Raw genomic sequence first — 25,537 nt, forward strand, 5'->3', positions numbered from 1 at the left:
CCGGCCAGCAACAGGCGGGGGGTCCCGTCAGAAGTCCGCGGGCAGCTCGTTTATGGAGCTAAGTGACGCGCGCCCTGCGAATGAATTCCGCGGCGGACTCGCGGGCCGCGGCCGCCTCGTCGCCGATCCAGTCGCGAAACTGGATGATCTTGCGACTGCCCTGCCGGACCACTGGCACCGTGAACCAGAACGCTCTGCCATCGGTCGCGACCAGTTCGTGCGCGGGCACCAGCCTGCCGGCGTCGATTTCATTCTTGAACAGGATGGGCGAGCCGATCGCCACTCCGTGGCCGGCGAGCGCTTGGGTGATGTCGAGATATTCGGCGACTAGAGTGGTGCGGATGCTGGCCAGCGCGGGTACTTCCTCGAAACCCAACGCTCGGTACCACAACAACCACCAATCGGCGCGACCGAGCAACGGCACCTCCATCGCGCGACGCGGATCGGCCAGCTTCGCGGCAACCGACTTCATGGCGGGCGTACACAGCGGCATGAAGATGCTTGGAAAAAGCCTCGTGGCTCGCAGCCCCGGCCAGCGACCGTGACCGTTGCGAATGGCAGCATCGAAGCGCCCCGCGGTCAGGTCCTGCGCTTCGGCCGATAAATCCAGCTCGAATTGAATGTCCGGATGCCTGGCCCGAAAGCGCCCGAGCCGTGGCGTGAGCCAACTCGTGCCAATGGTCGGCAACGTCGTGATGGACAGACGCGATTGATCGAGATCGGCCGCTTTGATGAAGCTGGCGCGGAGGGCCGCGAACGCATTCATCGCCTCGTTCGCGATCAACACGCCGGGCTCGGTGAGCTCCACCTTGTGCGGGTGACGCAGGAACAGACTCACGCCGATCTGTTTCTCCAGCTGACGCACGTGATAGCTGACGGACGCCGCGGTCGTGTCGAGCTCCTGCGCGGCCTTGGCGAAACTGCCATGACGTGCCGCCGCCTCGAAGGCGCGAATCGAAGCAAGCGAGGGAAAGCGATGATCCGCGACCATAAGTTTGACTTAGGGTATAGGCCCCATCTTCGCGTGGTCAACAGCGCTCGCGTCTTGCCAACATCCTCGCACTGACAACACGAGGATGTCCCGATCATGACCAGCAAGCGACCTTCGACATGGAATGCACCCACTCGACGCGAAGTCATGATCGGCATGGCCATGGCGGGCGTCGGAGTTGCCTGCGGGCCGGCGTTTGCGAGCACTCGCGACCTGGCCAGTCACGCTCATGACTGGGACTGGCTGATCGGCGATTGGGATGTCTGGCACCGCCGCCTCAAAGATCGGCTGGCCGGCAGCAACGAGTGGCAGGAATTCAACGGCAAGAGCGCGCTGTGGCTCACGCTGAATGGCCTCGGCACGCTGGACGACAACATCGTCGAACTGCCTGACGGTATTTATCGTGGGCTCACGCTGCGCGCGTTCGATCCAGCGACCCGACAATGGGCGATCTGGTGGCTCGATGGCCGCAATCCTTCGCGCATCGATCCGCCCGTGTATGGCAGTTTCGCTGGCGACGTCGGTACCTTCATCGGTAAGGACGTGTTCAAGGGCCAGCCCATCACGGTGCGCTTCCGTTGGCAGGACATTCACAGCAAGCGACCCCATTGGGAACAATCCTTTTCCACGGATGGCGGCAAGACCTGGGAGGTCAACTGGCGCAACTACTTCACGCGCACGAATTCCAAAGCTTCGCCCTTGGCTCGCATCGACTCGGCGCCGCGCGACTTCGATTCCCTCGTTGGCACATGGCAGGTGCGCAATCGTCGTCTCAAACAACGTCTGGTCGGCAGCACGCAGTGGGAAGAATTCGACAACACCCTGGTCAACCGGGCTGTGCTCGGCGGATTCGGCAATGTCGGCGACAACGTATTTCATGCGCCCGGCGGCACGTACTGCGGCCTGAGCCTTCGCGCCTACGACAGCAACACACGCGAGTGGTTGAGCTGGTGGCTCGACGGCCGCAGTCCCACACGGATTGGCTCGCCGATGCGTGGCAGCTTCAAAGACGGCATCGGAACGCTCCTCGGCGACGATGTTTACAACGGCAAGCCGATCAAGATTCGCTCGCAGTGGTCCAAGCTGACGGCTGGCTCGGCGCATTGGGAACAAGCATCGTCGGCCGACGGTGGCCGCACGTGGGAAACGAACTGGGTCAGCGAGCTGACAAGGAAAGTCTGATCTTCATGGACAGCGTTTTCACCGAGCTCGCGACTCGCTGCATGCTCTCGCTACCCGTCCTGTGCTCGACGGACGCCGTGCCTGCCGACATGGAAGTCGTCGGCGCTGCCGAACTGTTTGCGCCCGGCATCGTTTCGACCGAAGCGTCCGATGTGAGATTGACGCTGAGCCCGGACGGCCAGACCGCCGTCTGGTTCGCCCGCAACCGCGCCGGCGGGCCGGGCGAATATGACATCTGGATCTCGAAGCGAACCGCGACCGGCTGGGACGCTCCGCTTCCGGCGCCATTCAATTCGCCACAGCGGGACTTCGATCCCGCGTTCTCCGCCGATGGCCGCTTCATTTATTTTTGCTCGAATCGTCCCGGTGGGTTGGGAGGCGACGATCTTTATCGGGTGCCCGTTCTCTCGCAAGGGTTCGGCGCCGTCGAGCACCTGAACGTCAACAGCTCCGGTAATGAGTGGGCTCCGATGCTCTCGCCCGATGGCAACGCCCTGCTCTTTTCCACCAACGGCCACGGCGCTCAACGCTTCAATCTGTTCGTCGCTCGTCGGCTCGAAGACAACTCCTTCGCGCCAGCCGTGCCGCTACCCGGCTCCATCAACACCGCCGCGGACGAATTCGACGCAACGTTTCTCGCCGACAACGTCACCGTCGTCTTCGCTCGCGCACCGAATCTCGAGACCGATAGGATCACTCTCGCCTACGCCTCTGTGCGCGACGGCGCTTACGACGCCGGCACCGTGCTGCCCGCTAGCGTCAATGCGGCGAACCAGAATACATACGGCCCTATGCTGGACTGGTCGGATCCCTCTCGCCTCTTGATCTCCAGCCAACGCCCGGAGGCGCGGGTGGGCAGCACGGATGTGTACGCCTTCCGCTATCGCCTGACGCCGTCGCGCGCTCAGGATTTGTAACCATTCAGGAACACATCCAACGCGCGTTCCACAATGCGCTTGATCTGAGCGCGGGTGGGACTGGGCGCCTTGCGCAGAAAATATTGATGCCATGGCTCGCCATGCGCCAGCAGCGCCAGCAGGTGTTGAGCGGCGATGGCTGGATCGGCGCGACGCAGATGTTTGCGATCCATCGCGCCCTCGAGATATCGAGCCACCGACTCCACCGTGCGCTTCGGCCCCGATTCATAAAACGACTCGCCAATATCCGAGTGCGCCGCCTCGCTGACGACAACTCGATACGCGGCCACGGCTTCTGCATCGGATATGAACGTCAGAAACTGCTCGCCGAAGCGCTGTAGCGCCACGCGCGGATCCTCATCCAGGCTCTGCTCCAACCGTTCGGTGGCCGGCAGCACGTACTGCTCGGCCAACCGATTGACGATCGCGAGGAACAACGCGTCCTTGGATGGAAAGTAGCCGTACAAGGTCGCCTTCGAGCCACCCACGCGGGTCGAGATCTCGGCCATCGAGGCGCGCTCATAGCCCAACTCCAGAAACACCCCGCGGGCGATTTCCAGGATCTCGTCGCGCTTGGCGTCGGTGCGGACTTTCATCGCAATCCCGTCACAAAACTGTACCCATGTGTTCATTTTTACTTGACTCGCGCCGGCTGTCAATTCTAAACTGAACCGTACAGTACGCTTTTGATCGCGATTTAAAAGAACCCGGGAGCCCACCATGAACCGCCCTTTCCGCGTCCCTCTCGCCGCAACGACCCTCGGCCTCACGTGCATCGCTGTGTTGACTGCTTGCGGCAAGCCGCCGATGGGCCCACCCCCCGGTGCTCAAGGAACACCCAAGGTGAGCACGATGGTCGTGCAGCCGCAGCCCGTCGTTCTGACGACGGAATTGCCGGGCCGCACGAGCGCGGTGCTCGTTGCAGATGTCCGGCCGCAGGTCACGGGGATTTTGCAAGCGCGTAAGTTCGTGGAAGGCAGCTCCGTGAAAGCGGGCGATCTGCTGTACCAGATCGATCCAGCCACGTATCAAGCTGCAGTGGACAGCGCCGAAGCAGCGCTCGCCAAAGCTCAGGCCAATCAGCACACCACGCGCCTGAAGGCCGAGCGTTATCGCGAGCTGATCGCCATCAACGCAGTCAGCCGGCAGGATGCGGATGATGCGGAGGCCGCGCTGTTACAAGCTGACTCGGAAGTTGCGTCCGCTCGCGCGGCTCTCACGAGCGCTCGCATCGATCTCGCATACACGCGCGTTACATCGCCCATCTCCGGCCGCATCGGCAAATCTTCCGTGACCGCGGGCGCGCTGGTGACAGCCAATCAAAGCGCCGCCCTCGCCACCGTTCAACAACTCGATCCGATGTATGTGGACGTGTCGCAGTCGAGTAACACAGTACTGCGATTGCAGCGCGCGATCGCGCAAGGCCAACTCGGCAACGCGACGGCAAAAGTAAAGCTGGTATTCGACGACGGCGCCAGCTATCCCTTGGAAGGAAAGCTGCAGTTCTCGGATGTCACGGTGGATCCAAACACTGGCTCGGTGACATTGCGCGCCGAGTTCCCAAACCCCAAGGGCGAGCTGCTGCCCAATCTGTACGTCAGGGCCATCATCGAAGAAGCCACGATCCCGCAGGCGCTGCTCGTGCCTCAACAAGCGGTCGGCCGCGATGCTTCCGGCAAGCCCTTCGCATATGTGGTGGGCAGCGACGGCAAACTGCAGCAGCGCGAGCTGCTCACCGATCGGACCATCGGCAACCAGTGGCTGGTCACGAGCGGCTTGCAGCCGGGCGACGTATTGGTCGTGTCAGGCCAGCAAAAGGCCCGGCCCGGCGCGCTGGTCGAAGCCATTCCTCACCAGTCCGCCGCGGGGGGCGAGCAGCTCGCCTCTTCCGTCGCGATGTAACCCGGCCCTCCATCGAGAATCGTCATGGCCCGCTTTTTTATCGACCGTCCCGTGTTCGCATGGGTGATCGCGATCGTCGTGATGCTCGCCGGCACGCTGGCGGTCACCACGCTTCCCATCGCGCAGTATCCAAACATCGCGCCGCCCGCGATCTCCATCACCGCCAATTATCCTGGGGCCTCGGCCAAGACCCTGGAAGACACGGTCACGCAGGTGATCGAGCAGAAGATGAAAGGCCTGGATCGCCTGGCGTACATGTCCTCGACCAGCGAATCGTCGGGCCTCGTGACCCTCACCTTGACGTTCGAGAACGGCGCCGATCCGGACACGGCACAGGTGCAGGTACAGAACAAGCTGTCGCTCGCGACAGCTTCGCTGCCCGAGGAAGTGCAACGCCAGGGCCTCACTGTCGCCAAGGCGGTGACGAACTTCGTGAGCGTGCTGGCGTTCGTTTCCAAGGACGGCAGCATGAGCGCGGCCGATCTGAACGACTACGTCGCCGCCAACATGCAGGAAGCGCTCAGCCGCGTCGAAGGCGTGGGCGACACGCAGCTGTTCGGCGCCCAATATTCCATGCGCATCTGGCTCGACCCGAGCAAGCTCAACAACTATCGCCTCACCGCGCTGGATGTGAGAAACGCCATTCAAGCGCAGAACGCGCAGGTTTCCGCCGGGCAGTTGGGCGGCCTGCCCGCCGTGACCGGTCAGCAGCTCAACGCCACGATCACGGCACAGACACGTTTGCGCACGGCCGAGCAGTTCGAGGACATCCTGCTTCGAACTCAGACCGACGGGTCGCAGGTTCGACTGCGCGATGTTGCTCGCATCGAGCTGGGCAGCGAAGCCTATGACAGCCAGGGCCGTTACAACGGCAAACCGACCGCGGCCCTCGCCATCAAGCTCGCGACGGGCGCCAACGCGCTCGACACCATCGAAGCCATCGACGCCGAGCTCGAGCAGCTGAAGCCGTTCTTCCCGCCGGGCCTGGAAGTCGTGAAACCGTACGACACCACGCCGTTCGTCCGCATTTCCATCGAGGAAGTGGTCAAGACCCTGGTCGAAGCCATCGTGCTGGTGTTCCTGGTGATGTACCTGTTCCTGCAGAACTTCCGCGCCACGCTGATTCCGACCATCGCGGTGCCGGTGGTGCTGCTGGGTACGTTCGGCGTGCTGGCCGCGTTCGGCTATTCCATCAATACACTGACGATGCTCGCGATGGTGCTCGCCATCGGCCTGCTGGTGGACGATGCCATCGTAGTCGTGGAAAACGTCGAACGCGTGATGGCGGAGGAACATCTGTCGCCACGCGAGGCGACGCGCAAATCCATGAGCCAGATCACCGGCGCTCTGATCGGCGTCGCGCTGGTGCTCGCCGCCGTGTTCGTGCCGATGGCGTTCTTCAGCGGCTCGACCGGCGTCATCTATCGTCAGTTCTCGATCACCATCGTCGCAGCGATGACGCTGTCGGTGCTGGTGGCGATCGTGCTGACGCCGGCGCTGTGCGCCACCCTGCTCCAGCCGGTGGATCCTTCGCACGCGCGCGCCACCACTGGTTTCTTCGGCGCGTTCAATCGCTGGCTGGATCGCGGCACCAGCCGTTATGAAGGCGCCGTGCACGGCATGCTCGGCCGCCGCCGCCGTTACCTGATCGCGTACGCCGTTCTCGTCGGCTTCGTGGCTCTCGCCTTCACGAAAATTCCCACCGGTTTCCTGCCCGAAGAAGATCAGGGCACCGTGTTCGCCATCGTCCAGCTGCCGCCCGGCGCGACTCAGGACCGCACGCTGGAGGTAATCAAACAAGTCGAGCGGCACGTGCTGGAGGATCAAAAGGACGCGGTGGAATCCGTGCTGACGGTCGCAGGCTTCAGCTTCGCCGGCGGTGGCCAGAATGCCGGCATGGCCTTCATCAAACTGCGGCCGTGGGACGAGCGCACGCGTGACGATCAGCAGATCGGCGCGGTTATCGCCAAGGCCTCGCAGTTTTTCGCGACCATTCAGGACGCCTCGGTGTTCGCATTCGCGCCGCCGGCCGTCGCCGAGCTGGGCAACGCAAGCGGGTTCGATCTGATGCTGCAGGATCGCGCCAACCTCGGGCACGACGCGCTCATGCAGGCTCGCAATCAACTGCTCGGAGCGCTCAGTCAGGAGCCGAAGCTCGTCGGCGTGCGCCCCAACGGACAGGAAGATACACCCGAGCTGCGCCTCGTCATCGACACGCACAAGGCTGGCGCGATGGGCGTGTCGCTCGCCGATATCAACGACACCTTCTCCAGCGCGTGGGGCAGCGTGTACGTGAACGACTTCATCGATCGCGGCCGCGTGAAGAAGGTTTTCATGCAGGCCGACGCGCCGTATCGCATGTTGCCCGAGGACATCGATCGTTGGTACGTGCGCAATGCGACCGGCGACATGGCGCCGTTCAGTGCGTTCTCGAGCACCGAGTGGACCTCCGGCTCGCCGCGACTGGAACGATACAACGGCGTTCCCTCGATGGAGATCCTCGGCATGGCGCTGCCGGGCGCCGCCTCGAGCGGCGAAGCCATGGACATCGTGGAAAAACATGCGAAGCAACTGCCTCCGGGCATTGGCTTCGAATGGACTGGCGTGTCGCTGCAGGAACGCGAAGCCGGCTCGCAGACGCTGCTGCTCTATACGCTCTCCATCGCGGTCGTCTTCCTGTGCCTGGCGGCGCTGTATGAGAGCTGGGCCATTCCGTTGGCGGTGATTCTCGTAGTGCCGCTCGGCGTGCTTGGCGCGCTCATCGCGGCCATGCTGATGTGGAAGATGAACGATGTTTATTTCCAGGTCGGCCTGCTCACGACCATCGGACTTGCGTCCAAGAACGCCATTCTGATCGTCGAGTTCGCGAAGGACCTGTATGCGCGCGGCACTGACCTCATGATTGCGGCGGTCATGGCGGCCCGCATGCGTTTGCGCCCCATTCTCATGACCTCGCTCGCCGTCGTGCTCGGGGCTCTGCCGCTAATGCTCAGCACCGGCGCCGGCGCCGGCGCACGCAGCGCCCTTGGCGCGGCGGTGATCGGCGGCATGATCTCCGGCACGGTGCTCGCGATCTTCTTCGTGCCCTTGCTGTTCGTGGTCGTGATGAAACTGTTTGCACGGCAGCCGGCATCGCCGACCGATGCGAACCTGGCCCTCGCCTCGCCCGCGGAGACATTGAAATGAGCTACGCAAAATTTTTGATCGGCACGGTGGCTGCGACCTGGCTGGCCGGCTGCACGATGGCGCCTCGTTATGAGCAGCCGGCGGCGCCAGTAGCTGCCGAGTATCCGGATGCAGGCAGCGCCTCTACTTCGACGATCGCGGATATCGATTGGCGCGAGTTCTATGCCGATCCAAAGTTGCGCGAGCTGATGGAGCTGGCGCTGACCAACAATCGTGACCTGCGCGTCGCAATTCTCAACATCGACCAGGCTCGCGCGCAGTATCGCATTCAGCGGTCGGAGAGTTTTCCGCAGCTCGATGCGGTGGGCAGCGCGAATGCGAATCGCGTACCCGCAGGCGTGTCACAAACCGGCGAGACCACGACTACGCACCAGTACAGCGCCAACATCGGAGGGACCGCCTACGAGCTGGATCTGTTCGGGCGGGTACGCAGCCTGAACGGAGAGGCGCTCGAGCAGTTCCTTGCGACCAGCGAAGCGCGCAAAGCGACGCAGATCAGTCTCATCGCCGCCGTCGCGAATGCTTATCTCACCTGGGGCGCGGATCTGGAACAGCTCGCACTCGCGCGACAGACGCTCCAAAGCCAGACTCAAAGTTACGAGCTGACCAAACGTCGCTTCGAGCTTGGCAGCGCCTCCGAGCTCACGCTGCGCCAGATTCAGACCAGCGTCGACACGGCGCGGGTCGATGTGGCGACTTACACGAGGTTGATCGCACAGGATCGCAATGCTCTCGTGTTATTGCTCGGCGCTGCCGTGCCCGAGCATCTGACGCCGACTGTGCTGAGCGATACAGTGAGCGCAGTCGCCGAGTTGCCCGCGGGATTGCCTTCCGATCTGCTGAGCCGTCGACCCGACATTCTGCAAGCAGAACACGAGCTCAAAGCCGCCAACTTCAACATCGGGGCAGCGCGCGCCGCGTTCTATCCACGCATCACGCTCACGGGCTCGGCCGGCAGCAGTAGCAGCGATCTCGAAGGCTTGTTCGAGGACGGCTCCGGGGCGTGGAGCTTCGTCCCGCAGGTCAGCGTGCCCCTCTTCGCTGGCGGCGCGAATCGCGCCAACCTCGATGCAGCTCACGTCGGTCGTCAAATCGAGATTGCTCAATATGAGCAGGCGATTCAGACGGCGTTCCGCGAAGTCGCCGACGCACTCGCCGAACGCAACACTCTCGGCGACCAGCTCGCCGCGCGCGAATCGCTGGTCGAAGCGACCGCCACCAGCTTTCGGCTGTCGCAAGCCCGCTTCGAGCGCGGCGTCGACAGCTATCTGGACGTCCTCGACTCCCAGCGCTCGCTCTACAGCGCTCAGCAGGGCCTGATCGACGCGCGCCTGCAAAAGCTCACCAATACCGTCACACTGTACAAAGCGCTCGGCGGCGGCTGGGCCGAGTAAGTTCCCCCGCGGAGCCGGCCATTCCCGCCGGCCCGTGCCTGCCGCAAAACCCGACCCGATCCGAGGTTCCCGCCGGCCCGGATCTGGCTTACAATGCCCGCCCTCTCTTCGGGGCCGGCTTAGCTCAGCTGGTAGAGCAACGGTTTTGTAAACCGTGGGTCGCGGGTTCGACTCCTGCAGCCGGCACCAACTTCCCTTCCGCGGACTTCGTCTAAAGTCTGCCTTGCAGCCAGATGGCAGCATCTTCATTGTGGACGCTTACTTGGCAGATAGCTGACCGGGCATCGGGCCACGACTCGACCCGACTCATCGGTCACGTTTCGTGGCAATAAGCAGGTCGCTAACCTGCCCTCGGAAATCTCGGAACGATGCGAGGCTGCGTTGCATAGGTCGCGAGCCTCGCGCATTCGACCCGGCGGGGCGGCGATGTGGACGGCAAGAGTTGGGAAACAGTCAACCAGTTGCCGAACCAGCGGAATTTGATCGCTATCGGCTGTGACTAAGATCGCTCGGTCCATGAGCCCAAGATGCGCGTCGGTCAGAACGCGCACGGCAAAGGCAACGTCCGTTTGCTTCTCCTCATAAAAGTCACAATATCGAGAGAATCCGTTGCAGTACTTCTTACGCTTGAGGAATCGAGATTCCACCACGGCGACTCGCTGCGCAATGAGGGCGGCGATGTACGCGCGATGACGCTGATATTTGTCCGCGTTCCACACCATTGGCGCCGTGAAGTAAGTCACGTCGACCAGTGTGTCATGTTTTTCGAGAAACGATGCGGCAAGCACTCGTAGATTGAGCCACTTCAGCTCTGGACGCTGTAACTTGCTGATGGCGTGGTACAAATTGAAGCCATCGACATAGAACGAAACTTTGGCCATGGTCTGGTAATTTCGGTTTCGACCCTTATAATCGTCGCATCTCCCCGCCGGGCTGCGGACGGCGGAAAAAGGGGCTAAACCTTCGGGTTGGCCCCTTTCTCTTTTCTGGGGTTCTGCTATTGCGATGTCGAGCGGTCTCGATCACATGCATCGGAGCCCGCCCCGACATTGACCGCCTTCAGTGCGGCCCCTCACCCTCAATCTTTGCTTTTCCATTCTTGATGAGACACGCATCGATACGTGCGATTTCGCGCGAATCCGTCTGACGTCTTCCGTGGCCATCATTTGGCATCGCCTTGCGCGGCACAGAACGCGGTAAGAGTCTCGATAACCTCATCGACGAGAGTGCGACGGATGTGAGCGCGGTACATCACGCGCGTTACGCGCGCGGAACGTTTTCTTGCGCGAGGAGCGCGCGGAAAACTGGCGCGCCGTTCGTATTTGTGCAGCAAGTTGCTGCACAATTGCCCACCCATCATGGCCGCGCGCTCCGCCGGTTTCCCCTCGATGGATGTGATTTGCGCTCCCCCGCAAACGGAATTCAGTTCGTCGGCTTGTCGAGCACCGGCTCCGACGGCGAGGGGCGCAGAGTTTGTTCCAGAATGTTCGATGACATTTGACGGTGGAGCCTCCAGCCGGCGGGGGTGCGTTTCCAGATTTCGAGGGACTGGCCTTTGTGCAACTCGGCGCCGGAACGTTTGTAAGCGACGGTGGCGACGCGCCAGGCGGTGTCGCCGGAAACAACGATTTCTTTGCTGGCGGTTTTGATGCCGCCTTGAGTGAGGGCTGACGCGCGAAGCCAGGCTTGAGTTGCTTGCGACGGGCCGCTGCCAGTATCGAGCACCAGGACATCATCCGTCGACACAGCCGCGAGAGCGGCGGCGTCGCGTGAGTTGAAAGCATGGGTCCATTGTTGAGCGGCGGACTCGATGGCCTGGCGATCAGCGGCATCGTCCGCGAGAACCGGCGACGCGGCGAGCGCAAGAAACAAAGAGAGCGTCACAACCGAACGAGCGTGAGTGCGTCGATGAGTATGCATGTCGCATCCCTCTGCGATCTGCAATAAAAAAAGGCCCGCAGCGTGCAGCCGCGGGCCCCATGATTACAACAGCGTGCGAGCTCTCGCTACTTTTTCTTCTGCACGGCCTTGACCGCCGCTTCGGCATTGATGAAGCCGTAGCCGTCGAGGCGGCTGTAGCCCCTGCCGATCAGGTTGAAGAATTCGCCACGGAAGCCACCGCCGCCTTCGTAGGTGCCGAAGAAATCCGCGCCGCCACGAGCGATCTCACCGGAGGGGATGAGCACGCCATCGCCCAGCAAGTCGGCGGAATTGCCGCCGGCCGCCCCGTTGGGGCCAGCGACATCCGCTTCGTCACGATCGACACCGAAGGACAGCAGATCGCCGCTTCGGAACGATCCCGCGCCAAAGGCGAGATCGAGCTGCTTCCACTGTCCCGGAACGACTCCCGGCGGATCAGCGGGCAACGAGAACGTGGCCGTGACATCGGATGCACTCAAGCCCACCGTGCGACCGACCACGAACGGTTGACCCGGTGCAGGCAACGGCGCGCCGCGCTCATCGAACACGATGCCTTTGGGCGTCTGTGTCGTATTGGCGTTGCTGCCGTTGATAGACAAGCTCGCCAACTTTCTCAGGCCCAGCTGCGTGATGGTGAACACGTTGGGATCGAACTGGCTGATCGAGTTCTGATCCGCCGACGCGTTGATCGCCACCAGGCTGCCTCCCGTCAGCGCGAAGCCCGACGAGAAGAAGGGATCGAGGTCGTGACGGAACGCGCTCTCCTGCAGGATCTTGCGCATGCGATCCGGTTTCACTTTCCCAGGTCCGCCCGCCGCATCGAGCACCAACGCCGCGATTGCGGCCGCATGTGGCGCTGCTGCGCTGGTGCCGAAGAAGTTCGGGAACGTATCCGCATCGACGGCCGAGTCCGAATTGAAGAACGTAGTGTTCGCGCCATCCATCGCCGCCATGTCGGGCTTCTGCCGGATCTCCGGCGTGCGATAGCGCTTGTTGTTCTTGTCGAAATAGATGGTCGACGGGCCGGGCGAAGTGAATGCCTCCGGCACGAACGGTGCGTAGAACGCATACGCCGCGACGCCCATCGCGCCTCGCGCCGAGTTGTGACCGTACGTCACCGGCCCCAGATAGCTGAAGTACTCCTGCGGATTCACGCCGCTGAAACCGACGTAGCGAATGCGGTCCGCGACGTTGCGATTCTTCTTGTCAGGAGTGTTGGCCCGCGCGATCACCATTTGCAGCGTGGCGCCCGGCAGCTGGCCGATTTCCACCGGACGGTTGGTATAGCGGTTTTGCTCCGCGAAGGAGCCGGCGAACGTACCGTCCGGCAGGAAGAACAGTAAGTTGTAATCGGACAGCACCTGCTCGACCACCGCCACTTCCTGAACGCGATACAGATAGTCGCCGAACTGGGCCGCCGCGAAGCTGTCCACCACCACCGTGTACGTGCCGGCGATCGGCAACTCGATAATCAACGATTCAGGATTGGTGGCACTGTCGACGAACTGGACTTCGGCACCGTTCGGATCGAGCAGTGTGAACACCAGATCGGGATTCGGCGTGCCCGTGGTCGTGTCGTCGGCATCGACGAAGATTTCGACCAACTGCCCGACCGCTCCAGTGAACGTGAACGACGACGTTCCGCCCGCCGGCACGGTGCTCACACCTGACACGATCGGCGCGCCCACCGGCGTGGGCGGTACCGGGTCATACGGCTCGTTCCATTGAAACACGATCCTGCTGCCGTTCGTGAACGCAATGGTCTGCGCGATATCGACGCTGCTGCCCTCATCGAAATCGTGAAAGCCTCCGGCATAGAGCGCCGGATCCACGCCGGTGAAGTTCAGATTCGTCCCTTCCCACGAAGAGGCGGTTCCGGGAACCAGCCGCGGTTTGGAATCGTAGGCCTGCGTCGCGGGCCGATTACCGGCGGACGAGAAATACGAAACACCTGTAGCCGCCACTTCGTCGACCGCCTGCGCCACGATGCCGTCCTGGAAGAACGGCTCGGCCAGATAAATGATGTCGTCGACGATCACGTCCGCCTTGAACCCGGGCACCGCGTTCGGCGCGTCAGCGAATCCGGCCAGCGCGCGAATGTTGTTGGCGAAGTTCACTTCGCCGCCGTTGGCGGTCGCGAAGCCGAGGCGGGCCTTGGGCGCCATGTCATGCACGATCTGTAACATCGCGCGGCCTTCGTCCGTGGCATTCGGCCAATCCTGCAGGACGACCACGGGCTCCGTGTTGCCGGCGGGATTGCCCGAGCCGGGCAGATCGCCACTCGCGACATCCGCACCGGCGCTGTTCGGCGCGGCGTTGGTATCGTAGCTATCCGACATCACGCCGACGGTGATGCCCGCGCCATCGATGCCGGGAATCTTGTCGACACGATGTTGAACGATGCCCTGGCTGTCGGTGAGGCCGACGTTGGTCACCATCGGGCTGGAAGGCACCACCGCGAGCACACCTTTTTTCCCGGCGATGCTCAATAGCGAAGCAGTGGGAACATAGGCTTCGACCACGCCCGCGCGATAATTCAAGTCGGTGGCCATCACTTCCACGCCGGCAGTGCTTCGAAGGCTTTGTAACACCGATTCGGCCGGCACCTTGCCGTCGAGCGAGATGCGGACCAGCGCGCGACCGGCGTCATCCATCTGCACCGGATGAGCTAACTGCACTTCGGACGCCACAGTCCGACGCGCCGCCGCGACCGGCTGCGCAAGCTGTTCAAGACCGCCGCCGAGATTCGCTGCGGTGGGCTTGGCTTCGATGGGTAAAGGTGACAATGCCAGTGCTGTGAGAACCAATCCAGGCGCGGCCAGGCGCGTTGCGCCGGATCGCAGCCAGCGCAATCCCTCATGCCTCTTCATGAAACGTACTCCGTGTTTGTTTCCAATGGTGCGATCGCTTTGTTGTTATCGGGGCGGCGGTGCGCCCGAAACACATCGGATCTTCCTTACGTGAGAGAACTCACGTTGCGCCCGACGCTACGCCGACGGCCGATCCGATTCAAGCCGCATCGCTGCCTATACGAGCACGCAAACGTTGTTACATACTCGCGCTCCCAAGACGCCGCCGGCGGAAATCCATGCATCGCTCCACCCACCGACTGTTGTTTGTTCTGACCGGCCTGTACGCCGTCGCCAGTCTCATTCATTTTGTACACAACGCGGAGTTTCTCGACGCCTATCCCGGACTGCCGGCTTCGTGGTCGCGCGGCGCGGTGTACCTTGCCTGGCTGGGCATGACTGCAGTCGGAGGCGCAGGCGCGTGGTTGGTATACCGAGGCCGCGAGCTGCCAGGACTAGCGCTGCTCGCCGTTTACGCCGTGCTGGGGCTGGACAGCCTCGGGCACTACGTGGTCGCGCCATTGTCGGCGCATACGGCGATGATGAACACCACCATCCTGCTCGAAGTCGGTGCGGCGGGTTTGGTTTTAGTCGAGGTGGCGCGCCAGCTCTATCGAAAAGTCCAGGCGTTGGTGACGGCCGGCCCGGCCACATAGGCATCGAACAAAGCACCGTTGACGTCGCTATCGCCGGCGAACTGCCGCCGCAAATCGGTCAGGTCGATGCGACCGCGAGCCGCGTCCAGCGAGTCGCTGCCGGCGCGTGCGTCATCGACCCTTCGAGCGATGGTGGACATCAGAGTGACGATGCGGTCGACCTGAGAGTAATCGCGCATCACGGGCCCATGCCCTGGAATCACCACCTCCGCCTTGAGTTCGCGCACGCGAGTCAACGTACCGCTCCATTCGCGCACTCGTGACTGGTCCGGGCCGACCAACGGCACCGGCCAGCCAACCATGTCACCCACGAAAACGATGCCTTGCTTGGGCAAATGAACCACCAGGTCGCCGGTCGTGTGCGCGTTGCCCAACGCCAGCACGTCGATGGCGCAAGCCGCGTCGCGAATCGAGTATCTATCCTTGACTGCGATGTCCGGCAGAAGCGCCACGAAATCATCCGGCACCGTCGCATAGCCTTCGCCTAGCCGGATGTCACTTTCCAAGCTGCGCCGCTGCTCCTCGCTCAAGGGCTTCCCGGAGCTGGTCTTACCCGTCTCCAACAGCTTGCGAAAACTCGCCAGGACGTCGGGAATGGCGCGATGAAACTGATCGCGATTCTTCTTCCCCTGGCCGGGCAAATACTCGAGCGACGCGGCGTGCCCGACGAGCTTCATCGATGGAAAAGCGTCGCGATAGACGCGATTGCCGACGATGTGATCGTCGTGCCAGTGGGTGTTGATCAGGTAACGCACCGGCTTGTCGGTGCGCAGTCGGATTTCACTCAGGACGTTCTTCGTGGTCGCATCGTTCGACTGCGCGTCGATCACGACGACGTGATCGGCGCACTCGATGAAACCCGAGTTCGACTCGACCGCGAAGCCGGGCGGGTCGGTACGCAAGACTGCGAAAACATTATCTCGCAGTCGCGTGACCGAGAACCCGTTCGCCGCATCGGCCGCGACCGCGAGCAACAGCAGCGCGAGCGAGGCAAGGCTTCGATGGACGAGCGTGCGGGCCATGTCATCTCCGTGCCAGAGACAGCGACGGCCCCCATCATAAGCACTTCACTTCGCGTGCGTCACCACTCGTAGCGCAGCGTCCCGAGCACCGTCCGCGACGCACCGAAGTAACAGCTGTTGTTGAACGAGCAAGCGGTCACGTGGCGCTTGTCGAACAGGTTGGCGACGTTCAGCGCAATCTCCGCACCGTCGAGCGCCGAGGACAGCCGGCCGAGATCGTAGCTGGCCAATGCATCGACCAGGACGAAGCTGTCGGTGGTGAACGCGGTGAACTGGGTGACGCCGTTGACGACGGCGTACGTCGTCGTGCCATCCGAACCGCCGACGTAACGCACACCGCCTCCAACTGTCAGACCACCCAATCGTCCTTCCGCGCGCAGCGGGGCGAAGTCATAGGTGAGGAACGTCGAGGCCATCCAAACGGGCGTGCCCAGCGGCCGCGTGCCCGTAGTCGTGGGCATCACGCCGCTCGCCGGCGAACCCTGCGTGATCTCAGCATCGGTGTAGCTGCCCGTGAACACGATCTCGAAGCCCGGCAGGACTTCGCCGCGCCCTTCCAACTCGGCGCCCTGCACTTTGGTTTCACCGATCTGGATCTGCGCGTTCGAAGGAATACCGTTGGTGCCGGCTTCCGGATGTCCCACCACGACCTTCTGCCGTCGCAAGTCGTAGGCTGCGAACGTAAACAGCGCGTTGAGATTAGCGGGCTGATACTTCAATCCCACTTCATATTGACGGCCGGTCACCGGATCGAACGCTTCACCTTGATACGTGTTGCCCGTCTGCGGCTCAAACGATTCGGAATAGCTCGCGAAGGGCGCGAAGCCCATCGGCAGCTCATACAGCGCGCCCAGCCGCATCGTGAAAGCATGTTGTGACAGCGGCGTGGTGACGCCGTTGCGCTTATTGAGCGAGTCCTGTTCGTAGGTGTCGTAGCGACCGCTGGCGATGAGTTGCAGCCGGTCGATCTCGATCTGGTCCTGCGCGTAAATGCCGATCTGTTCGCGCTCGGTCTCGGTGTTGATGTACGCCGGAGAAAGGCGAGTCAGATCTCGCGTCGGCATCACGCCGCCATACGTCGGCGCGAACAGGCTCAAATTCGGAATACTCGTCAGCGGATCGTTGCTGACGCCGTCGTTGAACCGCTGGACGTTCTCACCGTCGATATTCTGATAGTCGACGCCGATCAAAACATTGTGCGCGAGCGGGCCGGTGCTGAACCCGATGGACAGGCTCGTGTCGGCCGTGAGCGTATCGAAGTCCTCGTCGGCGCCACCGCCGCCGCGAGTGATGGTCGAGAAGTCGGTGTTGCGAGTGGCCGTCGCACCCGTCGTTGCAAAGCCATTGACGTACAGCTGTCGGTAGCTCAGGTCAGTGTTTTGAAAGCGAGCGTTGGTCCGCAGCGAAACACTTTCGTTGAACTCGTGCCGGAACTGCGCGGCAATCGAGCGCTGATAACGATCGAACACTTCGTAGTCGGGATCGCCGGTGTTGATGTCCTCCGGCAGCTGGCCGAACGGATTGGGCAACACCGAGCCGAACGCGGGCACACCCGAATAGCCGCCGCCTTTCGGATCGTGCTGATACGCGGCGATCAACGTCAGGCTGGTCTGCGCCGAAGGCGCAAACGTGAGCATCGGGCTGAAGTGCGTCCGCTCGCTCTCGGTCATCGAGGTGAAGCCATCGAAGCGCTGCGCGCCGCTCGCCAGCCGAAACAGCCAGCGCCCGTCATCGTCCAGCGGACGATTGATGTCGATGTTGCCGAGCTGCGAATCGTAGTTGCCGACCGACAGCTCCACGCGTTGGAAGGCATTCGGCTCGGGTACTTTGCTGGTGAGATTCACCAGGCCGCCGGGCGTCGAGTTGCCGTACAGCACCGATGCAGGGCCTTTGACGATGTCGACGTGATCGACGCGGTTGAAGTCGATCTGCGGCGTCGAATACGGTCCGGCGATGAGTCGCATGCCGTCGAGAAAAAAGCCAGGCGCGAATCCGCGCAGATACATCTGGTCGTAGCGAGTGACCATGCCGCCGCGCTGATTGGGGGAAACGCCGGCAACGTACGTGAGGGCCTGGTTGATGGAGCGAGCATTGCGACGCGCGAGCTCGTCGGCATCGATCACCGTGACGGTCTGCGGCGTTTTCATCAGCGGCGTGTCGGTCTTCGTGCCTGCGCCAGTGCCCTTGTCGCGCACGCCGGTCACGACGATGGTGTTGCGTTCGGAAACATCGCTGGCGGTCTCGGCGACCGCCGCGTTGGCGACAATGAGGGCCGTGCCGCCCAGCAAGGCGCATCTCACGCCAATAGATAAGTGAGCGCGCGACGACTCGAACGAACGGCCAGCCATAGAGATCCCTGAGCGCGGCGCCCCATGGTCCTCATGGGCTCGCGTGCTTATTGATGGAGAACTGGCTGGCTGCAGGATCGAGAAGAGGCTCGACCGTTGGCGGGCTACTGACCGCGGCGCCCCTGAAACCGTGCGGGATCAGGGGGCCGCGGCGGCGGAATGATAGTGGCTCGCATTCGCGGAAGCAAAGTCCGCGCCTCGCCTGCTCAGCGGTTCAGCACGACCACCGAAATCGCGCCATCGACCTCGACTGCGTGAGCGGCGTTCCTAAGCTCCAACGGGCGGCCCAGAACGCCTTGATAAGTGTGGCTGAACAAGGGTTGCGCCGTCGGCTGCTTGGCCGGCTTCACCGTCACCTGCAACTCATAGATTTCTCCCGCCAGGCGGCGGACCTGCATGGCGACCACGTTCGGCGGCAAGTCCAGCGTAAATGGCTCGCCCTGCCGCGTCTCGAACGTCGAGCGCACCTTGTTGTCGGTGCCCTGGGTGGCGACGCTGATTTCGTAATGGGCTCGAAATATTTCCGCGGCCTGCGCTGCCCCGGCCGCCAGGCCCGCCGCTGCCACGAGCAGCGCCAGTCTGCTAGCTCTCGTCATTTGGATCTCCCTCTCGAGTCTTCCCGCTCGTGTATTCGCTATCTCATCAAAAGTGGAGCCGCACCGGCCCTTTCCGATGGTAGTGGCCGACGGCAACTGGCGACACTGCATTCCGGAGCCGGCGCACTCCCTATTGAACTGGCCGAAACACCTGTATATAACAACAGTACTCCAACGTTCCGCGCCCACTCCCATGGATTACCGCGATCCCATCATCGTCATCGACGAGACCATCGACAATCTGATGTATCTCGTTGAATCGTGGCTGGAAGATCTGGACGTCGCGATGGCGGTGGACAGCAACCTGCTGAGATGGGACGACGCCAAGTCGCTGGCGGCCCTGCGCGCGGCGCGCGCGTTGCTGCCACGACTGCGCATCGTGCGTTCGAATTATGAGAGCAGCCCATCATTGCCGGACGCGGCGGGCTACGTGCGCGATCGTGCCCTGGTCGACTACGTCGAACGCGAGCAAGTGAACTTCCGCAGGATTTTACGAGTCCCGCGGAAGCCAGAGCGGAAGTCCAACGGCAAAGAGGACCCGGACTAGGAACTGCACCTCGGTGCATGGCGTTCGCTGCTTACCAGCAAGCAACCGGAGAACGTCATGGAACAGGTGGAAAAAACAGTCGAAGTGAATTGCCCGATCCGCACGGTTTACAACCAGTGGACTCAGTTCGAGGAATTCCCGCGCTTCATGGCCGGCGTGAAAGAAGTGCGCCAGCTCGACGATACGCACGTGCACTGGCATGCGGAGATCTGGGGCAAGGACAAAGAGTGGGATGCGGAAATCACCGAGCAGGAGCCTGACAAACGCATCTCCTGGAAAAGCATTTCCGGCGCGCCAAATGCCGGCACGGTGCGTTTCGAGCCACTGGGCGCCGATCGCACGCGCGTGCGGCTGGTGATGGCGTACGAGCCCGAGGGCGCGATAGAAAACATGGGCGACGCCGTGGGCATCGTCAGCTCGCGAGTCGAGAACACCGTGCAGGATTTCAAGAAGTTCATCGAATCGCGCGGCCGCGAGACGGGCGCATGGCGCGGCGAAGTGGACGACAGCCGGCCCGTTTGAAACATCCCTTGAGCCTGCCCGCGCCGGGCGCCGATTGGAACAGACGCGCGCTCGGCGCGTTCGCTTCATGCCGAAGCGACGAATGGATGAAATATTTCTTATCGGGAAAATTTCTAAGCGAGGTAGGCTATGAAGATCACGACTATGCTGCTGATCGCGGCACTGAGCACCGCCAGCACGGCGGCGCTGGGTGCGGATGCGATTTCAGCGGCGGATTTCGCCAAGAAGGCCGGCGCCGCGGGCGCGGCCGAGGTGGAGATGGGCAAGCTTGGGGCGCAGAAGGCCACCGACGCCCAAGTGAAAGCATTCGCGCAAAAGATGGTGACCGACCACACCAAGGCCAATAAGGAACTGATGGCCGCGGCCAAGAGCAAGGGCCTGGAAGTGCCCACGGAGCCGGGGCTGATGCACAAGGGCATGAAGGAGAAGTTCGAGGCGCAGGAGGCCGACCGGGACTTCAATCATGACTTCATGCAACAGATGGTGCGGGATCACGAAGCCACGGTCGAGTTGTTCCAGACGGCGGCCAACGACTCGACGCTGGATCCGGATCTGCGCGCGCTGGCGAAGAAGACGTTGCCGACGCTGGAGCAGCACCTGGCGGATGCGCAAAAGCTGGAAGCGAAATTCGCGAAGAAATAACGCGCGGTCACACCTCACGTGGAAGCTAACCTGCGAGGGCTAGCTTCCACTTTAGGGAAATACATCAATCGCCTTTGTCGCCCTGCCCGCGCGGCGCCTTGCGTTTAGCCGGCTTGCGACGATCCGTCGATAACGACTGACTCACGTCATCGCTCTCTTTGAACCGCCCGCGCTTGCTCCGGCGCACGTAGCGCTTGTCGCCTTTGGGGGCAATCAGCGTTCGCTTCGCCGCCTTGCGCGTGGACTTCTTCTTGCTCGACTTGCTCTTGCTCGACTGTTTCTTCTTGGCTCGTTTGCGGGTTGCCATCTGGCCTCCTGTGGTGAGTCCCCTGTCATGTGACAAGACTTCAACCCCGGGGTCAGCGCGGAGTTCCCTCCGACACCCGTTCCATGCGCAACTGCATGACGATACCCTTGCGCCAGGCGTCGGCGTCCGGATCGACACTGGCATACGGAATATCCGCGCGCCGCTGCCGCTCCTCGGCGCCGGAAACATTCAGCCGTCGATCGCGATCCGCAATCATCCGCGGATTGGCCTGACCGTCGGCCGTGAAGCCCATCATGAGCAGCGGCGATCCCATCGGCAGCGGCTGCTCGCGATCGGTGTGCCAGGTGTGCCACGTCTTGCCGTAAGTGCCGGCGATCTTGGTCATGAGCTCGCGCTCGGCCACTTCGGGAATACCTGGCGCGACCAGTGCCCCGGATCGCACCTCGTGCACATGGCTGTGCCACAGATGTTTCTCCTCCGGCGGCAAGGACGAGAACAGCTTGCTCGTGACGATGTACTCGATGCCCATGATCTTCGCGTCTTCGTCGTTGCCGTCGAAGATCACGCATTGAATCAGGTCTTCATTGACATGCCCGCAGTAATGGTGCGCCTCCATCTGCCCTTGCATGTTGCCGTTGTAAAAATGGAAGCCGTCGAGATACGCATTCAGCTGCCCCAACGGAGCCTTGTCCTGCAGCAGGTTGGCGCCGGACTCCAGCAACTTGGTCTTGCCCTTTGGCTCCTCGCCCGGCGAAGTGACGTTCGAACTGGTGTTTTCTCCGCCGCAGCCGGCGGCGAGCGCGAAACAGCTCAGCAGCAACGCTGGCGCCGTCCTGGTCATTTCGTTTCTCCGCCGTTGGCGAGCGTCGGGGTCCGAGAGCGTGCGGCGAATCGGGCCAGGCGCTCGAACACCATTTCCATGCGGCGCAGATCTTCGTCGGACAGATCGTTGAGGTTGGCCATTTCGGTCCTGGCCCCCTGCACCGACCGTAACAGCTCGTCGAGCTTCAGATGCATGGCGCGGGCGTCACGGTTCTGCGTGTACTGAATCAGGAACACCATCAGGAACGTGACGATGGTGGTGCCCGTGTTGATCCACAGCTGCCAGGTATCGGAGTAGTCGAACAGCGGGCCGGTAATCGCCCACACCGCGATCACGAACAGCGACGCGAAGAACGCGCCGGCCGAGCCCACCTTGTCAGCCACGCCGATGGCAAACCGGGAGAACACAAATAGCGGATGATCTTTGGCATTCATGGTCGATCGCTCGGCTTGCGGAGGTTGGCGCCGTGATGCGAGTCCAATGCCGACATACCTGCAAAGTTCCGCCATGCAACGAGCCAGCGGCCATCGCGCGGCCGCCATGGCGCGCACCGAAATAATTCGATCGAGTGGATCCGGCGCACCTCTGCGGCGTTTCCATACAACGGAGGTCGAACACGAGCGGCGGGTCATCCCGCTGGCCTGATGACAAGAATAGCGAGAGAGTTGCTGGTATTTTGTGTCGAGTCCACGCACCGTTTTTCGGGGGCAGCGCCATGCGAGCGGCAAGAAAACCCACCTCGGAACACATCGTCAAAATCGATCCGATCATGAACCGGCCCGCGAACGCGGACGAGAGCGTGCCGGAAGCTTTAGTACCGGATGTCGTCCACGCGGACGCGCATCCCATGGAGCCGGAAGCCCCGCAGACTCGTTGGACGCGTATAGCGCGCCGCGCGTATGAGTTGGCGCAGCAGCGTGGCTTCGCGCCAGGAGCCGAATTGAGCGACTGGCTGCAAGCCGAGCAAGAAATCGACGCGGCCGAGCAGCAGCGCCAGGCGGCGCCTGAGAATCAACTCTCAGGCTAGCTCTCTCCATCGGGAGAGAGCCAGGCAGGACACTGGCCAGGGTCACCGGGCGGAGCCGGCGCCCTGGGTCAGCATTGCGAACGTTTGCTGGGCGTGCTCGAGGTGTTGCATGACCTCGGGCAAGGTCTGGATGGAATATTTTTTCAGCGCCTCGTTCTGGCCATTGCTGATATGCCACTGCAGCAGATTGGCGGTGCGCTGATGATCCTGGATCTGCGCCGAGATATACGCGATGTCGAAGCTTTGACCCGACGCCTTCTGCAGCTCGTTGCGCACACTCTGATGCTCGGGATCGAGGTCCTTGGGCAGATCCGGATTCAAGCCTCGTCCCGTACGCAGCAACTGCTGGTTGGATTTCGAATGCACCTCCACCATGCGATCGGCGAACTCGCGCACTGACGCGTTGCTCGCCTTCTTCTGCGCGATCTTGCCGAGCTCCACTTCCGCCCGGCCGCCGAGCGCGGCCTGTCGCACGAACAGCTTGTCTTGAGTGTTCGATCCTTCAGTGGCGGGCTGCGCCGCTTCTTTGCCGGGAGTGTCGGGCGACATGCCGCCCGGATTGGCGCCCTCCTGCGCGAAGCTGGTGGTGGCCAGCAGCGCGCAGCTGCTGGCGACAAAGAATTTGGATAGTGGCATCGATGTCTCCATGAAAAATGCGTAGCTCAAAGCGCCAGCATGTACGCGACCAGCGAATCCTTCTCTTCCTGAGTGAGCTTCAGCGCCAGCACCAGGTTGAAGAACTCCACCGTGTCGGCCAGCGTCATGAGACGGCCATCGTGCAGGTACGGCGGCGAGTCCTTGATACCGCGCAGAGTGAACGTCTTGATCGGCCCGTCCGGCATCGCCGCCTGATCGTTGAACACCTGGCCGACCTTGTAGAAACGCTCCGTTTTCAGGTCGTGCATCATGTGATCGAGGAACGACGATTGCGGGATGTGACATCCGGCGCATTGGCCCTTGCCCATGAAGACTTGTTCGCCCGCCAGCTCCTTGGCGCTGGCCTTGGTGGGATCGAGCTTGCCGGTCGGCGTGAGTTTCGGCGCCGGTGGGAAGTCGATCATGTTCTGCATCTGCGCCATCATGGCGACCTGATTCGGCCGGTCGGGCAGGTTCACGCCTTTGCGCGTGGCGCTCACATGATCGCCGTTGAAGTACGCCGTGCGTTGTTCGAACTCGGTGAAGTCTTCGACCGAGCGCAACGAGCGCTTCGAGCCATGGATCTGCTGGTTGAACATGCCGCGCAGACTGGTCGTGTCGAGCCGGAAGCGCGCCGTCTGCGGCCGCACGTCCGGCGTCAAATGGAATGCGCCGTTGGTGTGAAAGTTGGCATGACAGTCGAGACAGGCGACCCCGTCGCTCTGCTCGGCCACTTTGCGATCCTCGGTCTGGTTGAACTCCTCCTGCGGAAACGGCGTCAGCAGCAGGCGCAGCCCTTCGATCTGCACTGGCGTCAATATGCCCACGGTCATCGCGTAGAAATTCCGGATGGTCAGCAGTTTGCCGCCGCTGATATCGCCCAGATCCGGGCGATTGGTCAGGAAGATCGGCGCGGGAAATTCCGGCGTCAGATGATCCGGCAGATCGAAGTCGACGTCGAAGCGCTTGAGGTTGCGATCTTCGGCGTCGCCGATGGCGTCGATCTGATTTTGCGGAAACACCTGGCCGCCGGTCAGATGCTTAACGTGCGGCAGAGGCATGAAGCCTGCCGGAAACAATCCTTTTGCCTTGATGTCCTCCGGCGACATGTTGGCCAGCGACTCCCAGCTGCTGCCGGGGCGCAATTTCACGCGCACACCTTCTTGCACGCCTTTTCGTCCGCCGGACATCTTCAAGCCTTGCATCGGACGATCAGCGAGATCGTAGCGTTCGTTCAGAAGATTCTGCTGCCGGCGCTGGACCGCGGGTTTGGCGCCTTCGTCATTTCGCCGGACCACGTCGAGCGGCAATGTGGGCAAGGGACGATAGGTCGCATCCGGCGGCAGTGAATCGGCGAGCGTTCCGCCGCCGACAGCGATACCCAGCAGAGCCAGACTCAGGAGAAATTTTCCTTTGCAATTTTTTCGATTGTGCTCGAACGCGAATATTTCTTTCAAACAGGCGCTGCCAGCGGTGCTCTTCATGATGCGTCTCGCGTCCGTTGTAGTGGCGAGAACGCAAGTGAGATCGATACCACAAAGTTCCTCGACCACGGTTCGCCGAAGGCGCGCAGCCGACTCACGACTGAATTGACTTACGTCACTCCGCCGTGCGGGACGCGATCACTGCTGCGATGGTTGGGGCGGTGGCGCAGTCGCGCTGTCCACGTTGGCATTGGGAGCTTCGCTCGAGTCGGTGGCTGGCCGACCATCGTTCGCCGGCGCAGTCGGCGGGTCCGCTCTGCCGGCGGTACCGTCGGCATTGCCGGGGCCGTTGCCGTCTGAATTTGTTTGCTCTCTGGCGCAGGCAGCCGCGAGCAGCGAGATCATGACGATGCTAACGATGGATTTCATAGCTGCGTTCGCCTGTATGCGTTACAGAGTTGGCAGACTCGTCAACGCAGGCTCGCAGGAGGTGTTCCGCCGGTCGGCTGGCGCTGGCTCCGAATCGCTGGTCGCGCGCGAGCTGTCGCGCTCGGGACGCAGTCGCAAAATTAACATAGGTTAATGTCGCTCCTGAACTTTGCGCCTCGGCGGGACCAACTTGCAGGCTGAGCAGTTTAGTAGCGGAACGGGCCTACTGAGGCTTATCGTAACCGAGGAGTCACGG

At 62.2% G+C, this 25,537-nt stretch carries 24 protein-coding genes and 1 tRNA gene; 11 read left to right on the forward strand and 14 right to left on the reverse strand.

The features are described 5' to 3' along the window. Nucleotides 1-58 precede the first annotated feature (58 nt). Nucleotides 59-991, reverse strand: coding sequence for a LysR substrate-binding domain-containing protein (locus VGD45_RS03240; RefSeq protein WP_331153832.1), 933 nt, complete (start codon nucleotides 989-991; stop codon nucleotides 59-61). 96 nt (nucleotides 992-1,087) lie between these two features. Between VGD45_RS03240 and VGD45_RS03245 the strand changes: the two genes are divergently transcribed. Further along, a complete protein-coding gene (locus VGD45_RS03245) occupies nucleotides 1,088-2,173 on the forward strand; it encodes a hypothetical protein (protein ID WP_331153833.1) in 1,086 nt (361 codons plus the stop codon). Next, nucleotides 2,131-3,090, forward strand: a complete 960-nt coding sequence (locus tag VGD45_RS03250; RefSeq protein ID WP_331153834.1) for a hypothetical protein — start codon at nucleotides 2,131-2,133, stop codon at nucleotides 3,088-3,090. Before VGD45_RS03245 ends, VGD45_RS03250 begins: the two co-directional genes overlap by 43 nt. On the opposite strand, the gene VGD45_RS03255 is transcribed toward VGD45_RS03250, so the two are convergent. Beyond that, entirely contained in the window at nucleotides 3,078-3,686 is a 609-nt protein-coding gene (locus VGD45_RS03255) for a TetR/AcrR family transcriptional regulator (RefSeq protein ID WP_331153835.1), read from the reverse strand. The two genes, VGD45_RS03250 and VGD45_RS03255, sit on opposite strands and share 13 nt — an antisense overlap. A gap of 124 nt (nucleotides 3,687-3,810) precedes the next feature. On the opposite strand from VGD45_RS03255, the gene VGD45_RS03260 reads away from it, so the two are divergent. From VGD45_RS03260 to VGD45_RS03275, 4 genes are all read left to right on the forward strand, one after another. After that, nucleotides 3,811-4,992 carry an efflux RND transporter periplasmic adaptor subunit gene (locus tag VGD45_RS03260; protein WP_331153836.1) on the forward strand — a complete coding sequence of 394 codons (1,182 nt, stop codon included), beginning with the start codon at nucleotides 3,811-3,813 and terminating at the stop codon, nucleotides 4,990-4,992. Between the two features lie 24 nt (nucleotides 4,993-5,016). Further along, the gene (locus tag VGD45_RS03265) at nucleotides 5,017-8,178 is read left to right on the forward strand and encodes an efflux RND transporter permease subunit (protein ID WP_331153837.1); all 3,162 of its coding nucleotides are present in this window, start codon (nucleotides 5,017-5,019) and stop codon (nucleotides 8,176-8,178) included. Further along, nucleotides 8,175-9,572, forward strand: a complete 1,398-nt coding sequence (gene adeC / locus VGD45_RS03270) for an AdeC/AdeK/OprM family multidrug efflux complex outer membrane factor (protein WP_331153838.1) — start codon at nucleotides 8,175-8,177, stop codon at nucleotides 9,570-9,572. Before VGD45_RS03265 ends, adeC begins: the two co-directional genes overlap by 4 nt. A 113-nt stretch (nucleotides 9,573-9,685) precedes the next feature. Next, a tRNA-Thr gene (locus tag VGD45_RS03275) sits at nucleotides 9,686-9,761 on the forward strand. 56 nt (nucleotides 9,762-9,817) lie between these two features. Here the strand turns inward: VGD45_RS03275 and VGD45_RS03280 are convergent. The 3 genes from VGD45_RS03280 to VGD45_RS03290 form a co-directional block, all read right to left on the reverse strand. After that, a complete protein-coding gene (locus VGD45_RS03280; protein WP_331153839.1) occupies nucleotides 9,818-10,453 on the reverse strand; it encodes an NYN domain-containing protein in 636 nt (211 codons plus the stop codon). Nucleotides 10,454-10,994: 541 nt separating this feature from the next. Then, on the reverse strand, nucleotides 10,995-11,492 hold the full coding sequence (locus VGD45_RS03285) for a nuclear transport factor 2 family protein (protein WP_331153840.1): 498 nt from the start codon (nucleotides 11,490-11,492) through the stop codon (nucleotides 10,995-10,997). Between the two features lie 86 nt (nucleotides 11,493-11,578). Then, nucleotides 11,579-14,362, reverse strand: coding sequence for a S8 family serine peptidase (locus VGD45_RS03290; protein ID WP_331153841.1), 2,784 nt, complete (start codon nucleotides 14,360-14,362; stop codon nucleotides 11,579-11,581). Between the two features lie 218 nt (nucleotides 14,363-14,580). Between VGD45_RS03290 and VGD45_RS03295 the strand changes: the two genes are divergently transcribed. Further along, the gene (locus VGD45_RS03295) at nucleotides 14,581-14,997 is read left to right on the forward strand and encodes a hypothetical protein (protein ID WP_331153842.1); all 417 of its coding nucleotides are present in this window, start codon (nucleotides 14,581-14,583) and stop codon (nucleotides 14,995-14,997) included. Here the strand turns inward: VGD45_RS03295 and VGD45_RS03300 are convergent. The 3 genes from VGD45_RS03300 to VGD45_RS03310 all read right to left on the reverse strand — a co-directional run bounded on the left by VGD45_RS03300 (nucleotide 14,952) and on the right by VGD45_RS03310 (nucleotide 18,963). After that, a complete protein-coding gene (locus tag VGD45_RS03300; protein WP_331153843.1) occupies nucleotides 14,952-16,019 on the reverse strand; it encodes an MBL fold metallo-hydrolase in 1,068 nt (355 codons plus the stop codon). The genes VGD45_RS03295 and VGD45_RS03300 overlap by 46 nt on opposite strands. A 59-nt stretch (nucleotides 16,020-16,078) precedes the next feature. Next, nucleotides 16,079-18,367 carry a TonB-dependent siderophore receptor gene (locus VGD45_RS03305; RefSeq protein ID WP_331153844.1) on the reverse strand — a complete coding sequence of 763 codons (2,289 nt, stop codon included), beginning with the start codon at nucleotides 18,365-18,367 and terminating at the stop codon, nucleotides 16,079-16,081. A 206-nt stretch (nucleotides 18,368-18,573) separates the two neighbouring features. Next, complete coding sequence (locus tag VGD45_RS03310; protein WP_331153845.1) at nucleotides 18,574-18,963, reverse strand: hypothetical protein; 390 nt, start codon at nucleotides 18,961-18,963, stop codon at nucleotides 18,574-18,576. A gap of 193 nt (nucleotides 18,964-19,156) precedes the next feature. Between VGD45_RS03310 and VGD45_RS03315 the strand changes: the two genes are divergently transcribed. The 3 genes from VGD45_RS03315 (at nucleotide 19,157) to VGD45_RS03325 (ending at nucleotide 20,674) form a co-directional block, all read left to right on the forward strand. Next, nucleotides 19,157-19,510, forward strand: coding sequence for a hypothetical protein (locus VGD45_RS03315; protein WP_331153846.1), 354 nt, complete (start codon nucleotides 19,157-19,159; stop codon nucleotides 19,508-19,510). 57 nt (nucleotides 19,511-19,567) lie between these two features. Next, a complete protein-coding gene (locus VGD45_RS03320; RefSeq protein WP_331153847.1) occupies nucleotides 19,568-20,032 on the forward strand; it encodes an SRPBCC family protein in 465 nt (154 codons plus the stop codon). Between the two features lie 129 nt (nucleotides 20,033-20,161). Then, nucleotides 20,162-20,674: a DUF4142 domain-containing protein gene (locus VGD45_RS03325; protein WP_331153848.1), complete on the forward strand. Its 513-nt coding sequence runs from the start codon at nucleotides 20,162-20,164 to the stop codon at nucleotides 20,672-20,674. A gap of 64 nt (nucleotides 20,675-20,738) precedes the next feature. On the opposite strand, the gene VGD45_RS03330 is transcribed toward VGD45_RS03325, so the two are convergent. From VGD45_RS03330 to VGD45_RS03340, 3 genes are read right to left on the reverse strand one after another with little or no spacing between them, the layout of a single operon-like run. Beyond that, nucleotides 20,739-20,981 (reverse strand): hypothetical protein, encoded by a 243-nt coding sequence (locus VGD45_RS03330; RefSeq protein ID WP_331153849.1) that lies wholly within the window; start codon nucleotides 20,979-20,981, stop codon nucleotides 20,739-20,741. Between the two features lie 52 nt (nucleotides 20,982-21,033). Continuing rightward, nucleotides 21,034-21,783 carry an OBAP family protein gene (locus VGD45_RS03335; protein ID WP_331153850.1) on the reverse strand — a complete coding sequence of 250 codons (750 nt, stop codon included), beginning with the start codon at nucleotides 21,781-21,783 and terminating at the stop codon, nucleotides 21,034-21,036. After that, nucleotides 21,780-22,199 carry a low affinity iron permease family protein gene (locus VGD45_RS03340; protein ID WP_331153851.1) on the reverse strand — a complete coding sequence of 140 codons (420 nt, stop codon included), beginning with the start codon at nucleotides 22,197-22,199 and terminating at the stop codon, nucleotides 21,780-21,782. The genes VGD45_RS03335 and VGD45_RS03340 overlap by 4 nt, the downstream gene beginning before the upstream one ends. A gap of 281 nt (nucleotides 22,200-22,480) precedes the next feature. Between VGD45_RS03340 and VGD45_RS03345 the strand changes: the two genes are divergently transcribed. After that, the gene (locus VGD45_RS03345; protein WP_331153852.1) at nucleotides 22,481-22,792 is read left to right on the forward strand and encodes a DUF2934 domain-containing protein; all 312 of its coding nucleotides are present in this window, start codon (nucleotides 22,481-22,483) and stop codon (nucleotides 22,790-22,792) included. Between the two features lie 42 nt (nucleotides 22,793-22,834). Here VGD45_RS03345 and VGD45_RS03350 read toward each other — a convergent pair whose 3' ends face one another. From VGD45_RS03350 to VGD45_RS03360, 3 genes are all read right to left on the reverse strand, one after another. Next, on the reverse strand, nucleotides 22,835-23,428 hold the full coding sequence (locus tag VGD45_RS03350) for a DUF4142 domain-containing protein (RefSeq protein WP_331153853.1): 594 nt from the start codon (nucleotides 23,426-23,428) through the stop codon (nucleotides 22,835-22,837). Nucleotides 23,429-23,454: 26 nt separating this feature from the next. After that, nucleotides 23,455-24,912 carry a hypothetical protein gene (locus VGD45_RS03355; RefSeq protein WP_331153854.1) on the reverse strand — a complete coding sequence of 486 codons (1,458 nt, stop codon included), beginning with the start codon at nucleotides 24,910-24,912 and terminating at the stop codon, nucleotides 23,455-23,457. Nucleotides 24,913-25,050: 138 nt separating this feature from the next. Continuing rightward, entirely contained in the window at nucleotides 25,051-25,281 is a 231-nt protein-coding gene (locus VGD45_RS03360) for a hypothetical protein (RefSeq protein WP_331153855.1), read from the reverse strand. Nucleotides 25,282-25,537: the final 256 nt, after the last annotated feature.

The organism is Steroidobacter sp., assembly GCF_036402275.1.
Taxonomy (GTDB): domain Bacteria; phylum Pseudomonadota; class Gammaproteobacteria; order Steroidobacterales; family Steroidobacteraceae; genus Steroidobacter.

Excerpts from the sequence above, each read along its gene's own strand:
- VGD45_RS03240 (WP_331153832.1), bottom strand. The coding sequence starts at position 991 with ATGGTCGCGGATCATCGCTTTCCCTCGCTTGCTTCGATTCGCGCCTTC.
- VGD45_RS03245 (WP_331153833.1), top strand. The coding sequence starts at position 1,088 with ATGACCAGCAAGCGACCTTCGACATGGAATGCACCCACTCGACGCGAA.
- VGD45_RS03255 (WP_331153835.1), bottom strand. The coding sequence starts at position 3,686 with ATGAAAGTCCGCACCGACGCCAAGCGCGACGAGATCCTGGAAATCGCC.
- VGD45_RS03260 (WP_331153836.1), top strand. The coding sequence starts at position 3,811 with ATGAACCGCCCTTTCCGCGTCCCTCTCGCCGCAACGACCCTCGGCCTC.
- VGD45_RS03265 (WP_331153837.1), top strand. The coding sequence starts at position 5,017 with ATGGCCCGCTTTTTTATCGACCGTCCCGTGTTCGCATGGGTGATCGCG.
- adeC (WP_331153838.1), top strand. The coding sequence starts at position 8,175 with ATGAGCTACGCAAAATTTTTGATCGGCACGGTGGCTGCGACCTGGCTG.
- VGD45_RS03280 (WP_331153839.1), bottom strand. The coding sequence starts at position 10,453 with ATGGCCAAAGTTTCGTTCTATGTCGATGGCTTCAATTTGTACCACGCC.
- VGD45_RS03285 (WP_331153840.1), bottom strand. The coding sequence starts at position 11,492 with ATGCATACTCATCGACGCACTCACGCTCGTTCGGTTGTGACGCTCTCT.
- VGD45_RS03290 (WP_331153841.1), bottom strand. The coding sequence starts at position 14,362 with ATGAAGAGGCATGAGGGATTGCGCTGGCTGCGATCCGGCGCAACGCGC.
- VGD45_RS03295 (WP_331153842.1), top strand. The coding sequence starts at position 14,581 with ATGCATCGCTCCACCCACCGACTGTTGTTTGTTCTGACCGGCCTGTAC.
- VGD45_RS03300 (WP_331153843.1), bottom strand. The coding sequence starts at position 16,019 with ATGGCCCGCACGCTCGTCCATCGAAGCCTTGCCTCGCTCGCGCTGCTG.
- VGD45_RS03305 (WP_331153844.1), bottom strand. The coding sequence starts at position 18,367 with ATGGCTGGCCGTTCGTTCGAGTCGTCGCGCGCTCACTTATCTATTGGC.
- VGD45_RS03310 (WP_331153845.1), bottom strand. The coding sequence starts at position 18,963 with ATGACGAGAGCTAGCAGACTGGCGCTGCTCGTGGCAGCGGCGGGCCTG.
- VGD45_RS03315 (WP_331153846.1), top strand. The coding sequence starts at position 19,157 with ATGGATTACCGCGATCCCATCATCGTCATCGACGAGACCATCGACAAT.
- VGD45_RS03320 (WP_331153847.1), top strand. The coding sequence starts at position 19,568 with ATGGAACAGGTGGAAAAAACAGTCGAAGTGAATTGCCCGATCCGCACG.
- VGD45_RS03325 (WP_331153848.1), top strand. The coding sequence starts at position 20,162 with ATGAAGATCACGACTATGCTGCTGATCGCGGCACTGAGCACCGCCAGC.
- VGD45_RS03330 (WP_331153849.1), bottom strand. The coding sequence starts at position 20,981 with ATGGCAACCCGCAAACGAGCCAAGAAGAAACAGTCGAGCAAGAGCAAG.
- VGD45_RS03335 (WP_331153850.1), bottom strand. The coding sequence starts at position 21,783 with ATGACCAGGACGGCGCCAGCGTTGCTGCTGAGCTGTTTCGCGCTCGCC.
- VGD45_RS03340 (WP_331153851.1), bottom strand. The coding sequence starts at position 22,199 with ATGAATGCCAAAGATCATCCGCTATTTGTGTTCTCCCGGTTTGCCATC.
- VGD45_RS03345 (WP_331153852.1), top strand. The coding sequence starts at position 22,481 with ATGCGAGCGGCAAGAAAACCCACCTCGGAACACATCGTCAAAATCGAT.
- VGD45_RS03350 (WP_331153853.1), bottom strand. The coding sequence starts at position 23,428 with ATGCCACTATCCAAATTCTTTGTCGCCAGCAGCTGCGCGCTGCTGGCC.
- VGD45_RS03355 (WP_331153854.1), bottom strand. The coding sequence starts at position 24,912 with ATGAAGAGCACCGCTGGCAGCGCCTGTTTGAAAGAAATATTCGCGTTC.
- VGD45_RS03360 (WP_331153855.1), bottom strand. The coding sequence starts at position 25,281 with ATGAAATCCATCGTTAGCATCGTCATGATCTCGCTGCTCGCGGCTGCC.